Source organism: Bacillus sp. FJAT-52991, assembly GCF_037201805.1.
Classification (GTDB): domain Bacteria; phylum Bacillota; class Bacilli; order Bacillales; family Domibacillaceae; genus Bacillus_CE; species Bacillus_CE kandeliae.
In genome coordinates this window covers 1,478,566-1,492,783 of record NZ_CP147404.1, presented here as the reverse complement: position 1 = coordinate 1,492,783, position 14,218 = coordinate 1,478,566, and the positions used below count along the sequence as shown (strand labels likewise).

The 14,218-nt window shown below is 39.7% G+C and carries 10 protein-coding genes; all 10 read right to left on the bottom strand.

What is annotated here, in order from left to right; genetic code table 11:
- Nucleotides 1–13: 13 nt before the first annotated feature.
- The 10 genes from WDJ61_RS07625 to WDJ61_RS07580 all read right to left on the bottom strand — a co-directional run bounded on the left by WDJ61_RS07625 (nucleotide 14) and on the right by WDJ61_RS07580 (nucleotide 14,213).
- Nucleotides 14–316, bottom strand: a complete 303-nt coding sequence (locus WDJ61_RS07625; protein ID WP_338754220.1) for a hypothetical protein — start codon at nucleotides 314–316, stop codon at nucleotides 14–16.
- Entirely contained in the window at nucleotides 316–756 is a 441-nt protein-coding gene (locus WDJ61_RS07620) for a thioesterase family protein (RefSeq protein ID WP_338754219.1), read from the bottom strand. Before WDJ61_RS07620 ends, WDJ61_RS07625 begins: the two co-directional genes overlap by 1 nt.
- Before the next feature lie 535 nt (nucleotides 757–1,291).
- Nucleotides 1,292–1,435: an FbpB family small basic protein gene (locus WDJ61_RS07615; RefSeq protein WP_338754217.1), complete on the bottom strand. Its 144-nt coding sequence runs from the start codon at nucleotides 1,433–1,435 to the stop codon at nucleotides 1,292–1,294.
- A gap of 153 nt (nucleotides 1,436–1,588) precedes the next feature.
- A complete protein-coding gene (gene acnA / locus WDJ61_RS07610; RefSeq protein WP_338754215.1) occupies nucleotides 1,589–4,309 on the bottom strand; it encodes an aconitate hydratase AcnA in 2,721 nt (906 codons plus the stop codon).
- A gap of 324 nt (nucleotides 4,310–4,633) precedes the next feature.
- Entirely contained in the window at nucleotides 4,634–7,171 is a 2,538-nt protein-coding gene (locus WDJ61_RS07605; RefSeq protein WP_338754213.1) for an AAA domain-containing protein, read from the bottom strand.
- A gap of 13 nt (nucleotides 7,172–7,184) precedes the next feature.
- Entirely contained in the window at nucleotides 7,185–7,562 is a 378-nt protein-coding gene (gene dhaM / locus WDJ61_RS07600; RefSeq protein ID WP_338754212.1) for a dihydroxyacetone kinase phosphoryl donor subunit DhaM, read from the bottom strand.
- On the bottom strand, nucleotides 7,559–8,182 hold the full coding sequence (dhaL, locus tag WDJ61_RS07595; protein ID WP_338754211.1) for a dihydroxyacetone kinase subunit DhaL: 624 nt from the start codon (nucleotides 8,180–8,182) through the stop codon (nucleotides 7,559–7,561). Before dhaL ends, dhaM begins: the two co-directional genes overlap by 4 nt.
- Before the next feature lie 19 nt (nucleotides 8,183–8,201).
- Nucleotides 8,202–9,194, bottom strand: a complete 993-nt coding sequence (gene dhaK, locus WDJ61_RS07590; protein WP_338754210.1) for a dihydroxyacetone kinase subunit DhaK — start codon at nucleotides 9,192–9,194, stop codon at nucleotides 8,202–8,204.
- Nucleotides 9,195–9,266: 72 nt separating this feature from the next.
- Nucleotides 9,267–11,420: a DNA topoisomerase III gene (locus tag WDJ61_RS07585; RefSeq protein ID WP_338754208.1), complete on the bottom strand. Its 2,154-nt coding sequence runs from the start codon at nucleotides 11,418–11,420 to the stop codon at nucleotides 9,267–9,269.
- 117 nt (nucleotides 11,421–11,537) lie between these two features.
- Nucleotides 11,538–14,213: a YhgE/Pip domain-containing protein gene (locus WDJ61_RS07580; protein WP_338754206.1), complete on the bottom strand. Its 2,676-nt coding sequence runs from the start codon at nucleotides 14,211–14,213 to the stop codon at nucleotides 11,538–11,540.
- Nucleotides 14,214–14,218 lie beyond the last annotated feature (5 nt).

The following is a 14,218-nucleotide window of genomic DNA, read 5'->3' as shown; positions in this document are numbered from 1 at the left end:
TCTCCTTTTCGCTTTATAATTGAAATTTAGTAATATGATGCTGCAGTCCTTCTTTTTCTAATATTATTTTTTGACGTTCTCCCAATAGATCATAATGAGGATAATCCGCTTTCCGGTCATCAATCCACTCTTTTGGAAGTCCATATTGCTCCCCCCACTGAGCTAATTGATTCAAATTACGACAGCCCACTTTGGTGACTGTTTTACAATGCGGAAAACGATCATCTAGCCAATAGTGGGTTAAAAACGCTAGCTCTCCCCGATCAATCGCTCGTTTCCACTCTAATACGTCCTTTCTTTTTATTCCAAATGCCATTATTTCTCCATTCCACACATATTCTTTTTATGATTAGCCTCATAAGCTTGATGCCAATCAGGAAAAACTTTCTTCATCGAAATAGGTCTAAATGTATCTTTTTTGACGACAGTATGTACACTCTTTCCAGTCACACACACTTCATCTTTAGCATTTCTAATTTCATATCCATAAGTTGTACGAACTCCTGAATATTCTTCGATCCATGTATACACCCATGCGTAATCCCCATATTTAAAAGGTTTTTTATATGAAAGCTGAATATCAAGAACCGGAGACACATACCCCTCTTTTTCCATTTCTGCATAATTAAACCCTAAATCTTCAATTAACTGTGTACGCCCAAGTTCGAACCAGACGACATATTGGCCATGATACACGACTTGCATCGCATCCGTTTCTGCATAGCGTACTTGTATTTCTTTTTTGGATATCAACATCTAATTTTCTCCCTTTTCTCTTTTTTTGGAAGCTATAAAGTGAAACTTCAATCAGTAGGGGTTTTCTCCATCCCCGACTGATTGTTAGTTAAACAGATCGGGCGTTTACTTTAAAAAGCGGAGGGCGTTCGTTCAGAGGCGACAAGCACAAGGCGAATCGCTGAAGAGGCGTTCTTTGCCTCATCAGCGATTTGACTTGTGACCTCGAGCCTCTAACGCCCGTAGCTGGATTCAGGCTGTTGATCCCCCACCTACATGCCGCGCTTCTTCTGCCATGTTGAGGTGGGGGTCTTACAGCCCGTTAATGCGGGATAAACAACCCTTCCTTCTCAGTATATCTGAGTACTTAGACAAAATAAAGAATGTTGAAGATACACAAGAATGATGAAAAAGTAAAAAGAATGGATCGAATCAATCCCAATACAAAGACTGCCCCTGTATAATCAGCTAGTCAATTCCTCAGAATCACTAGACATTTGTGGAGCAGCCTGGTTGTTTTTATGTATGTAACAAAATCACTCGGTTTTATATGTTGTTATTTGGCTGACGACAATAATTTTCGTTCATGTTTTTCTTCTAATCTGTCTTCAATAGCTTTCATCGCTACTGGATTGCTCAACAATTCACGTTTGTTTTCTTTCACTAAGTCAGCAAACGTCATTTTTCGTGTCTTTCTCATAAACGGCGCACCTCCTTCCAAGTCTTATTATGAGCATTTTAACCTAAAAAACAAGATTTTATACGGAATTTTCAAATAACTTTAACAAATGATTAATCTATGCAAAAACAAGAGACCAGTCTAGATACTGATCTCTTGTTTCACTATGCACGATTATGCATTAATATCTTGTAATTTACCGCGAAGAACCATTTGTAAAATGCCTCCGTGACGGTAGTAATCTACCTCTACATCTGAATCAAAGCGAACAAGTGCTTGGAATTCTTTCTTGTTGCCTTCTTCATCTGTCGCTGTAACAGTAACGATATCACGTGGTTTAACATCATCTGTTAAGTTCACTTCAATCACTTCTTTACCTGTTAAGCCTAAAGTTTCAGCGTTTTCGCCTGCTTTAAATTGAAGTGGAAGCACGCCCATCATCACTAAGTTTGAACGGTGAATACGCTCATAGCTTTCTGCGATAACTGTTTTCACGCCCAGAAGGTTCGTACCTTTTGCTGCCCAGTCACGAGAAGAACCCATTCCGTAATCTTTACCAGCTAAAACAGCAAGACCTGTACCGTCCTCTTGATACTTCATGCAAGCATCATAAATTGGCATGATCTCATCAGTAGGCCAGTACGTAGTGAATCCACCTTCTGTACCTGGTGCCACTTGGTTACGAATACGGATGTTAGCGAATGTACCGCGCATCATGACTTCGTGGTTTCCACGACGAGAACCGTAAGAGTTAAAGTCACGAGGTTCTACACCTTTTGAACGCAAGTATTTACCAGCAGGTGTATCTTTACCAATAGCACCAGCAGGAGAGATATGGTCCGTTGTGACAGAATCACCAAATTTACCCATCACACGTAAACCTGCAAGTGGTTGAATTTTTTCAGGTGTAGCAGACAATCCTTCAAAGAATGGAGGATTTTGAATGTATGTTGAATCTTCATTCCAGCTGTATAAAGCTTCGTTGCTTGTTTGAATTTTATTCCAGCTAGGATTGCTGTCGAATACGCGCTCATACTCTTTGCGGAATACCTCAGGAGTGACTGCACGTTGAACAACTTCCTTCACTTCTGCAGTTTCAGGCCAGATATCTTTAAAGAAGACATCATTGCCGTCTTTATCTTTTCCAATCGGATCTTTAGCAAAGTCAATATTCACTGTTCCAGCTAATGCATAAGCAACAACTAATGGCGGAGAAGCCAAGTAGTTCGCTTTTACTAGTGGGTGAATACGACCTTCAAAGTTACGGTTACCTGAAAGAACAGATGTCACTAAAAGATCAGAATCAGAAATGGCTTTTTCGATTTCATCTTTCAACGGACCTGAGTTACCGATACATGTTGTACAACCGTAACCAACTAGGTTGAAGCCGATTTCTTCCATGTATCCTAATAGTCCAGCATCACGTAAATAACCAGTTACAACTTTAGAACCAGGAGCTAAAGATGTTTTTACGTATTTAGGCACTTCAAGACCTAATTCAACTGCTTTTTTCGCTACTAAGCCAGCAGCAAGCAATACGTAAGGATTCGATGTATTTGTACAAGATGTGATCGCCGCAATCGCTACCGCACCTGTTTTCATTTCAACTTCTTCACCATCAGCAAATTTTACTGTTGCTTGTTTATCCAATTCATCTGCAGATAATCCGAAACCGTGATTTCCAGCTGGACCACTTACAGCTTCTTGGAATGACTTTTGCATGCTAGATAATGGGATTAAGTCTTGTGGACGTTTAGGACCAGATAAGTTTGGCTCAATTTCAGCAAGGTTCAATTCCACAACATCCGTGTAAACAGGTTCTTCGTTATCAGCTGTGAAGAACATACCGTTTTCTTTCAAATACTGCTCTACTACTTTAATGCGACTTTCTTCGCGACCTGTTAGACGCATATAGTCTAATGATTCAGAGTCAACTGGGAAGAAACCACAAGTCGCTCCGTATTCTGGTGCCATGTTAGCAATTGTCGCACGGTCAGCTAATGGAAGTTGAGAAACTCCAGGGCCGAAGAATTCAACGAATTTACCAACTACTCCTTTTTGACGAAGGACTTGAGTCACTTTAAGCGCTAAGTCTGTAGCAGTTGCTCCATTCGGAAGATCGCCTGTTAATTTCACTCCAATTACTTCAGGAATTGGGAAATATGAAGGCTGGCCAAGCATTCCTGCTTCCGCTTCAATTCCACCAACACCCCAACCAAGAACACCGATACCGTTGATCATCGTTGTATGGGAGTCAGTTCCTACTAGCGTATCTGGATACGTTTCAAATTCACCATTCGCTGTCTCTACCGCATGAACAACGTTCGCTAAATATTCAAGGTTTACTTGGTGAACGATTCCTGTTGCCGGTGGAACGGCACGATAGTTATCGAATGCTTTTTGAGCCCAGCTTAAAAATTCATAACGCTCCGCATTACGCTCAAACTCAAGCTCCATGTTTTTATCTAATGCTTCAGACGTACCATAAGTATCAACTTGAACGGAGTGGTCAATAACTAAATCCACACCGATTTCAGGGTTAATCACGTCCGGATTGCCTCCCATATCTGCCATTGCTTTACGCAAAGAAGCAAGGTCAACAACCACTGGAACACCCGTAAAGTCTTGTAAAATAACACGTGAAGGCTTAAACGGTACTTCTGCATCTTTCACATCAGCAGAACCCCAGTTCGCTAAATTTTCAACATGCTCATTTTTAATTACATAGCCATCATGTTGGCGAAGTACAGATTCTAAAAGGACTTTCACAGAATATGGCAGGCGGGAAACTTTCGCCACACCCGCTTCTTCTAAAGCAGCTAAACGATAGTAATTGTAGCGCTTACCATCAAGTTCAAAACTAGAACGGGCATTAAACACATCATTTTTTGTCATCCCGATTCCCCCTCTTTTCTTAAATATGTAGACAATGGTAGAAAAGTTTAATGTAAGGTCGAAACTTTTCACACAATTTCATCATAATACAATCATTTACATAAGTAAATAACAAGAATTGAATTGGAATTGATAAGTTTTTCTTATATCAAAATAAAGGAAATAGTGATATTCCTTATCAGCCTTTCAACTACTCAATAAAGTGAAACTTCAATCAGTGGGGGGCTCTTCATCCCCCACAACCAATCGGGCGTTTACGGGCTGTTGATCCCCCTACATGCCTGTGTTTCTTCTGCCATGTTGAGGTGGGGGTCTTACAGCCCCTTAATGCGGGATAAATTGAAAAGGAAGAATCTCTTGATCACACGCTGAACAAATAGCAGCCACTTTCTCCCCTGTCCACTCAGCACGAAGCAAAGATCGACAAGTCGTACATTTTGCACCAACCTCTAGCAAATAAGCTTGCAAAATAGGTTTAGAAAGAAACTCTCCCTGTTCACAATGACCACACTCTACCCTTATATATTTCTTCTTCGTCGTTCGAAGATGCCGTTTATTCGAGCAAACTGGGCAACGAGTATAGAGATCGATATACTCATTTAATGATTGTTCTTTCGCTAAAATAAAGGGTCGTTCCTTTGTTGATCGGAATAGATTTCTTAACTCAGAGCGATTATTCTTCGTGCTGAAAACTTTTAAAAAGTGATGAATAAATGGCTTACAATGTAAGCGAACATTTAGAGTGTGCTCTTTACTTAAAGGCGCTCCTAGCCAGAATATGTTTGAATCAATCATTATAAAAGGAAAAGGAACGGCTTCAGCTACTAGCTCTACATTAGAAAAAGGCACTTTTTTTAGTTTGCATAATATTTTTATTGAGCACTTTGATTGCTGCTTCTTTATTACGCTCCAGAACCGTTTATCCGGTTTAGACTTTGGTGGTATCCCAATAACAATCGACGTTTTGGCCTTCATCATGTCCTTTAACCAAAGTGACTCTTCGTTGTTTAATACATGGGTAATCGTTTTGTTTAATTGATCTTTTTTATTAAATAACTGCTCCGACTTATACGTTTGTTTTGTCGCTTTAAGGTAGTGAATAAGCCTTCTCAGCTTTTCATGAGGAGCCATTGTTTGTTGGAAAAAGGCTTGATTCGCCAGCAAAATAAACTTCCCTTTTGCTCGTGTCATCGCCACATTCATTAATCTCTCACTTTCTTCTCCTCTAAGTAATCCCCCTGAAATCAATTGGGGAGGAGCATCTACCGCATCAAAAATAATCATATCCCGTTCAGATCCTTGAAATTTATGAACAGTGGCTGCGGTGAATGATTGATTAGCCCACTCCTCACTAAAAAGCTCCGCTAAACAAGCGTTCATCAATTGGGTTTGTACGCGATAAGGCGAGATAAATCCAATCGTTTGAATTCCTGAAGCCTTAGCTTCTGCAAATAGTTGAAGGGCAATGAATAACGAGGTGAGATTGTATTTGGATGTGGAATACTCTTCTTTTAAAGCTGCTGGCCATGAGCCGCTTGTATCAACAAGAGCGATCGCTTCCCCTTGAAAAGGTGCTTTTAACGCGATAGATTGCCTTTCTCTTTCTAGATCAGGAGCATCTTTAACTTTCCCATTATAAAACTCTTTATTCGTAAAAGCTGAAATATGGGGATGCATACGTCGTTGAACATTCAACATGAATAAATGTGGATGCCCATGGCTAGAAGCTGCACTTTTTTCAATGCCAGAATGATAAAAAATATCTCGCTTTAACCATTTGCGTACAAGTGGATGCGGGCTCACTGCAATCGGAGGCAGTTGTTTAAAATCTCCACAAACGACCGTATGTTGCCCCAGTGTAGCCGCAAAAGCGAGTTGCGGGGTAAACGCCATACTCGCTTCATCGATAATGACAAGATCGAATTCGTTTTGATAAATAAATGGATCAATCGCTGCTTTAGACAACGTCGCCCCAATAACAGAAGCTCTCTCGATCGTTTGCTCGCGCTTTTCTTGCCACTCTTTTATCGCTTTTTTCTGATCTCTTTCATCAGTTTCACTACTGTTTATTCGATTGTTCATTTTTTGTTGAACATATTGTCCATACAGAGCCGGATGACGGTGCTCCACTAACTTGTCCGGAAGCATTTCATTTAATTCAGTAGCCTGTGCCGCACTCGCATGGCTATAACGAATGACATCTCCTGAACTCCATTTATTTCTACTTTTTAAAAAATGCATTAACTCAATTAAGAGCACATCTACAGCGGCATTACTATGTGAAACAATTAGTACTTTCTTTTTATTTACATAATGCCTAGCAGCGATTCTTGCTAACGTAAAGGTTTTTCCTGTGCCAGGTGGGCCCCATATATAAGTGACTGGATTGTATTGTGCCCGCAAAGCCGCTTCATGAACCGAATTTTTCACCTTTTCTTTTGGATGCTGATCTGGCATCGATGGGTGAAGGAGCTGTTTCATACGAGAAACGCCCTTTACCGTCTCACCTGCTTCTTGTAGGCGATCAGACAGCTTCTGTAATAATTCCCATGGCTCACTAAATAGCTCTGCTTCCTCAATAATGTCGGTGATGAAGGTTTGTAATTCAATCGTTATTTCCTTCCCGTAACAAGAAATAACTGTACCTTTAATCTGTTCATTTGCCATTTCTATTCTAACGGGGACGCCTTCTGGTAACCGCATATCTAAAAGACTTTTGAAATGATAAATCGCCTTTTCTGAAGAAGCTTCGATGCATTCCCCCTCCATTAAAGGGAGACCTCTCCCCTCTTTCTTTTTCAATTCTTTTACTTCTAATGATAGGGCATCGCCCCACTCTTCCACCACTTTTCGCAAATCCATCTTGTCACTCCATTTAACTTGAATAGTAGCTCTCAATTTCTTCTTTAATGGCTACTGCTTGTTTTCCTAAGCCCGCTTCTACTGCCGCGATATAGCTACCTTCAATTAACGGCGCATCTACAAGGTACACATCGGAAACATCACTAAATTCTACCACTAACTCGCCGTTCATTTTTGCTGAACCGAGATCATAAAACATTAAAACACCCGCTTCGCTATTCGCCTCTTGAATCGCCCGTTTTATTTTCTCTAAGCTTGTGCCGATTCTGCCATCCTCTGTTCCGCCAGCACAAGCAATTACGACCTCTTTCTCCACTTGTCTAATCAATTCATATAAACCATCTACAATTTGCTTGCTATGTGAAATTAACACAATACCTACTTTGCTCATATTGATTGCTCCTTTAACACATCAGTCAATGCCATCAAAAGATAGTAAGAGGAAGTCGCTCCCGCATCTATATGACCGATCGATTTTTCTTTATAGTAAGCGGCTCTTCCTTTCGTGGCTTGCATTGTCTTTGTTTTCTCCTTCGCTTCTTTTAATACAACTGACCAATCTTCCATGTGCCAATCCGACTGGGCCAAAAGATGCCGAGCAAACGGTGCCCATACATCAATCAAAGTCTTTTCATTTTCGGTCGATTTCCCGCGATGCTGTAAGGCCATCACTGCTTCATTCACTGCTTGTTGAAAAAGGGAAAAGCTAATCGTTTTTTCACCTTCCATCGTTGCAGCCATTTTTAATAGAGCGGACGCGTATAATGGACCAGCTGCTCCTCCGATTTTAGACAAAAGAATCATCGCTACATCCTTTAATACAGCTCCAGGTGTTTCATATATTTGACCGTCCAAGTGCTCAATAACGGCTGGAAAACCACGTGCCATATTGATTCCGTGATCACCATCCCCAATAATTTGATCAAGATCAGTTAAATACTCTCGATTTTCTTGGATGTTATCATTCGCTCGTTTCATCCATAAAATAACCAAGTCTGTTGTTAATTTCATTCTAGACTCCCCCTTCCTTTTAGCATTTAAATGCTGGTGCATCGCTCGGTGCTAGTAACAATTCCTTCAATTGCTCATCTACTTGAAACAAAGTAAGGGAACAACCGGACATTTCAAGCGATGTCATATATTCGCCAATAAATATTTTTATGACTTGAAACCCTTTATCTTTCAGCAATTGCTGAACCGTTCGATTCACTATGTAAAGCTCCATCATCGGTGTCGCTCCAAGTCCATTAATCATAACAGCTAGTTCATCCCCAGTTTGAAAAATCTCTTCATGTAACACTGCTTCTGCTAAAGCTTCTGCAATATTAGCCGCTGATTGTAACGGTTCTCTTTCTAAGCCAGGTTCTCCATGAATGCCCATCCCTAACTCCATTTCAGTCTCACCGATAGTAAAGCTTGGTTTACCGCTCGTTGGGATGACACAAGGAGATAAGGCCATCCCCATCGAACGAACCCTTTCAATCGCTCTCTCACAAACCTGTTTAATTTCCGAAAGAGAAGCCCCCTTTTCAGCGAGAGCACCGGCAATTTTATGTATAAACACGGTTCCTGCTATCCCTCTTCGCCCAGTCGTAAAAAGGCTATCCTCCACTGCGACATCGTCGTTCACAATCACTGTTTCTACTGGAATGCCATCCATTTCAGCTAATTCGGCGGCCATATCAAAATTCATGACATCACCGCTGTAGTTTTTAATGATTAATAAAACGCCTGCACCCGTATTAACCGCTTTCATAGCTGCCAAAATTTGATCTGGAGCAGGAGAAGTGAACACTTCCCCTGCCACTGCCGCATCCAGCATGCCTTCTCCTACATAGCCAGCATGGGCAGGTTCATGCCCGCTGCCGCCACCGCTAATAATGGCTACCTTTCCTTTTCTCAAATGTTTGCGCTTAATCACAGCATGATCAGCTAAATATTCTACAGAATCAGGATAAGCGGCGGCAAATCCTTCTAACATTTCTTTCACTGCATTTTCAGGATGATTGATTATTTTCTTCATTTTCCTCTCCCTTTTGTAATCCGATTTTTCTTTTTAAAATCTAGTTTCACAGGAATCCCTTCAAAACTTGATTTAGCCATTTTCAAAAACAAAATTGATTTTATTTTCGTCTTTCTTATACTCAAGAGCTGCCTGGAATGTTTTCTCTCCTTTTTTAAAGCCTTTAATGACGTCCGTTTTTCCGCCTTCTAGTAATTTCTTTGCATTCACTTGGGAAATCGTTTTGCCAAGGATCTTTTTCGAAAGAGTGAAATCGCATTTCGTTTTGGCATAGTTGCCACATCCATAAAAGGTGTTCTTATCAACGACTTGCCCTCCGCATTTGGGACATTGTCCTACCGGCTTCCCTGTAGACTTCTTGCCATTTTTTCGTTGAATCGAGCTTGTATCAAACTCTTCAAACGTCCAATCGTTTGAGGTTTCTATTGCATCGGAAATGATTTTCGCCGTTAGCTTTTTCGTCTGTTCCATAAAAACAGCCGGAGAGGCTTTTCCTTCCCCAATTTCTGCTAACCGCTGTTCCCACTTCGCTGTCATTTCCGGGGATGCTAAGATTTTATCACCGATTGCTTTCATTAACACTTTCCCTTTATCCGTTGCATACACTTGATTTTTCTTTACATCTATATATTTTCTGTCTTGCAACATTGTAATGATTCCTGCTCGCGTAGCTTCCGTCCCAAGACCTTCTGTTTTTTTAAGGACTTTTTCTAACTCGTCGTTCTCTAAATACTTCCCTGCTGTTTTCATTAATGTAATTAATTGACCTTCTGTGTAACGCTTTGGTGGCTGCGTTTTTCCTTCCTTCACTGTTACTTCTTCTACTATTCCTGATTCTCCTTCAACAAGAGGAGGCAAAATAATATCTTTATCCTCATCCTTTTGAAAAATCACCTTTCGATAGCCTTCTTGAATTTGTTGTTTCCCTTTTGAAATAAAATTGGCTCGTCCATCTACTTGCGTTTGAACGGTCGTATAATCAAAAATAGCTGGGTCGTAATGGGCAGCAATTAATCGCCGAACAATTAAATCATAAATGTTTCTTTCATCACTAGATAACTTATCAGGGTTCTTCACCTGCTCCGTTGGAATAATCGCATAGTGATCAGATACCTTTTCTTCATTGACAAATCTTTTATTAGAAGAGAGAGAACTATGAGGGGTTGGAAAAAATTTCTCATATTCCGAAAACATAGCTAGCTTCTTTAATATATCTGGAAACGTATCTGCTTCCCCTTGAGTGACATAGGTAGAATCCGAGCGAGGATAAGAAATGATCCCCTTTTGATACAGTGATTGAGCAAGATCGAGCGTTTTTTTAGGAGAATACTTATAAGCTTTATTAGCGGTCGCTTGAAGGGAGGAAAGATTAAATAGAAGTGGGGGTTGAAACACTTTTCTTTCTTTCTTTAGTTCTATTACTTCCGCACGTTTATCTTTACAAAAAGCAGCGATCTTTTGAGCAAGTTCCTGTTGATTCAAACGAGACTCTCCATCTTTTTCCCACTTGCCTTCATATCGCTTTCCATCAATATGAAATTGAGCGATGACTTCCCAAAACGGTTCTGAACGAAATTGCTCAATTTCATGCTCACGTTTGACGATTAATGCCAGGGTGGGCGTTTGAACTCTTCCCGCTGAAAAAACATCATTAATTCCATGCTTTTTCAATAAAAGGCTATAGGCTCTCGATGCGTTCATGCCAACAAGCCAATCGGCACAAGCTCTTGTGTAGGCTTCAAAGTACAAATTCTTCGTTTTCGCTCCATCCAATAAGTTTTCAAATCCTGTTTCAATTGCTTTTTTAGTCAAGGAAGAAATCCACAATCGTTTAATCGGCTTATTTACTCCACTTAAACTAATAATATTGCGAATAATTAACTCTCCTTCACGACCCGCATCACCCGCATGAATAATTTCTGTTACTTCCGGGCTCTTTAACAGCTTCTTTACGAGATGAAATTGTTTAAATTTAGACTTGGCTATTTCATATTGAAACCTCTCTGGAATAATGGGTAAAGTATCTAATGTCCACTTCTTCCAAGATGATTGATATGTTTCTGGCGGACAAAGCTGCGTTAAATGACCAATTGCCCAAGTGACATACGCTCCTTTTGGGAATATCCGGTTCGGTTCAATCTCTAAATAGCCTTCTCGTTTCTTCACTTGAAATGGTGAAGCGAGCGTGCGACCTTGGTCTGGTTTCTCCGCAATGATAATCTTCATTCTACCTCTCCCTATCGTTGCATTTATTACTTAAAACAGTATAACACCGTTCTCATCGAACGGTGTTATACTGCAGCAATGTTTTATAAATCTTTACAATTGACGTGATGAAAAGGACTACGCGATAATTTGCGTATCTTTAGCTTTCTTAGCCATTTTTTCTATGTATTTGCTTAGCGGTTTTTTAAATAGGATCGCAAATACAAAGCAAATGGCGATAAACAACAGTAAAATTAACACATCTTTTATCACAAACTCTGGTATCATCCCTGCCACTGCTTCTCTTAATAAGCTCACGGCATAAGTAAAAGGACCATACGGACTTATTTTTTGAAAAAATGAAGGAGTTAAGCTGACTGGGAATGTCCCTCCTGAACTAGAGAATTGCAATACAAGAAAGATGATCGCTAGTCCTTTTCCGATATTTCCAAATACAGACACTAGCGTATAAGTGACCGTTACAAAGACGGCACTAATTAAAACGGCAAATACGACAAACCAAAATTTTTCTACGACATAAGCATTTAACAAAATAATGTCTCCAAGACTTACGATTATTGCTTGGAAAAAACCAATAGTTAAGAAAATCATTAGTCTTCCGAAGTACACGTGATAGCTCCTATATTCTTTATTAGGATCATCTATATCCGTTCTAAAAAGAGATATTAACAGCATAGCTCCCACCCAAAGGGATAACGTTGTATAAAAAGGAGACATCGCTGAACCATAGTTAGGAATATGAAATAATTTATTTTCTTTTAATGTGATTGGATCAGCTAAAAAATCACTTTCTTTTTGCACATCATTTTTTAACAGTTGGATGATTTCTTTTAAATCCGTTTCGCTTTCAAATCTCCTTATTTGATCAGCAGCATTTTTTACTGACGCTTCAAGTTCTGGCAAATCGGTTCTAATTAAGCTGGCCACTTGATGAATCGCTTGTTCGACTTCAGGAAATTTTGTTTGAATTAAATAGGATACTTTTTGGACTTCTTTTTCAACTGTCGGCAAGTCATTTCTTACAAAATCCGCTGCCTTATGAACTTTTTTCTCCACCTCAGGCAAGTCCTGTTGAACGAAACGAGCCGCTTCATTAACAGCAGAAGTCGCTTGTCCCATTTTATGTTGAATGCTTGCCGCTGCTTCATGAATTTTCTTCTGGATAGTAGGTAAATCTCTTTTGATCGTTGTTAATTGATCCAATCCAAATTGTACACCTGCTTGTGCGTCATTCAAAATCGCCTCTACGTCTGGTAAACGACTCTTCGCTGATTGCAATAGCTCAGAAGACTGCAATACCTCTTCCTTTAATGTAGCAAGTGCTCTATTTAAAGCAGGAACGATAGTTGAATCAAATGCTGACAGTAAGTTAGTTAGTGAATCACTTGCATTTACAGATAGTTGTCTAACATTTTCTACTATATCTTTAGCAGGCTGTTCCCCTTTTCTAATCGCTTCTTGAATCCGGCTGATTTGACTAATTTGCTGTTCAAAGTTTTTCTTGATGGAGGTTAATCGATGAATCATGTCAGCAAATACATTTCCATCTACATATTGATCCAATCTTGTCAGTAAATCAATCATATGGTCAATGATTTTCACACCTGATTGCAGGCGATTTTTAATAAATTTCGTACTTTCAAGCGTTTGTGCGGGATCAAAATTGGCACTTTGTATTTGTTCCATTAACTGAGTAACAGCATCAGCTGTTTGCTGAAGGAGAACAAGGTTTTGGCGAATGACCGGGACAACCGCGTCGAACGCTCCATCATTTTGCTGCATAAACTCATTTAGCTGATCAGCAAACGCAACCCCTTTGTCAGCTATTTCTTTCACTTTAGGCAGTGCTTTTTGAGCATCCATAATGATTTCACTGGCCTTTTGGGCATCTTGAATTCCTTTGTCAAGTGCTTCTTCTACCTTGTAAAAGTTTTGATCCAATTCTACCACTCTTTCTCCTGCCTGTTGAATATCAGGTAGCTTGCTTTGGATCAACAGAATTTCTTCTCCAATTTGTTCGAGTTGGGGAAGTTTTTGTTCCAATTTAATAATATTTTTTCCCGCTTGCTCTACTTCAGGAATTTTCTTTTCCAGCTCGATCATTTTTTGTCCTTTTTCTCGAAGTTCAGGCAATTTTGTTTCAAGAACTAATATTTTATCGCCCATTTCCCGAATGGCAGGCAGGCGCTCTTCTAATTGAAAAATTTTACTCTCAATATTTCTGATGATTGGCAATTCTTTTTCAAGTTCTATGCCTGCCTCATTAAACCCAGATAGAACAGCTTTGTCCACCTCTTTAGTAAAATTTTCGCTAATTTGAGCGACAATGCTAGAAACTCCTGTTCCCGTAATTTTCGGTGCTACTGCATTTAATTTTTCATTCACTGTATAATTAACTTGAGCTTTTTGAGGTGTTTCTTCGAGCACACTCGTGATCTTCTTTGAAAAGTCTTTTGGGATATGTAGACTAGCGTAATAGTCTCCATACTTAACTCCTCGTTCTGCTTCTTTCCGACTCACAAACATCCAGCCCAGCTTTTCATTCTTTTTTAAATTATTTACCACTTCATTGCCAATATTAATTTTCTCTCCTCGAACAGCTACACCCTGGTCTTCGCTGGTAACAGCTACCTTTATGCCCGATGTATCCGCATAAGGATCCCACATCGCTTCAATATTGACCCAAGCATAAACGGATGGTAAAAACATAATGGCTATAACAAGAAAAATACCTGTTGGAACTTTGAATAACCTTAACCAGTCTGTTTTATAAATATGGAAGATTTTTTTCATAACTA

Excerpts from the sequence above, each read along its gene's own strand:
- WDJ61_RS07625 (WP_338754220.1), bottom strand. The coding sequence starts at position 316 with ATGGCATTTGGAATAAAAAGAAAGGACGTATTAGAGTGGAAACGAGCG.
- WDJ61_RS07620 (WP_338754219.1), bottom strand. The coding sequence starts at position 756 with ATGTTGATATCCAAAAAAGAAATACAAGTACGCTATGCAGAAACGGAT.
- WDJ61_RS07615 (WP_338754217.1), bottom strand. The coding sequence starts at position 1,435 with ATGAGAAAGACACGAAAAATGACGTTTGCTGACTTAGTGAAAGAAAAC.
- acnA (WP_338754215.1), bottom strand. The coding sequence starts at position 4,309 with ATGACAAAAAATGATGTGTTTAATGCCCGTTCTAGTTTTGAACTTGAT.
- WDJ61_RS07605 (WP_338754213.1), bottom strand. The coding sequence starts at position 7,171 with ATGGATTTGCGAAAAGTGGTGGAAGAGTGGGGCGATGCCCTATCATTA.
- dhaM (WP_338754212.1), bottom strand. The coding sequence starts at position 7,562 with ATGAGCAAAGTAGGTATTGTGTTAATTTCACATAGCAAGCAAATTGTA.
- dhaL (WP_338754211.1), bottom strand. The coding sequence starts at position 8,182 with ATGAAATTAACAACAGACTTGGTTATTTTATGGATGAAACGAGCGAAT.
- dhaK (WP_338754210.1), bottom strand. The coding sequence starts at position 9,194 with ATGAAGAAAATAATCAATCATCCTGAAAATGCAGTGAAAGAAATGTTA.
- WDJ61_RS07585 (WP_338754208.1), bottom strand. The coding sequence starts at position 11,420 with ATGAAGATTATCATTGCGGAGAAACCAGACCAAGGTCGCACGCTCGCT.
- WDJ61_RS07580 (WP_338754206.1), bottom strand. The coding sequence starts at position 14,213 with ATGAAAAAAATCTTCCATATTTATAAAACAGACTGGTTAAGGTTATTC.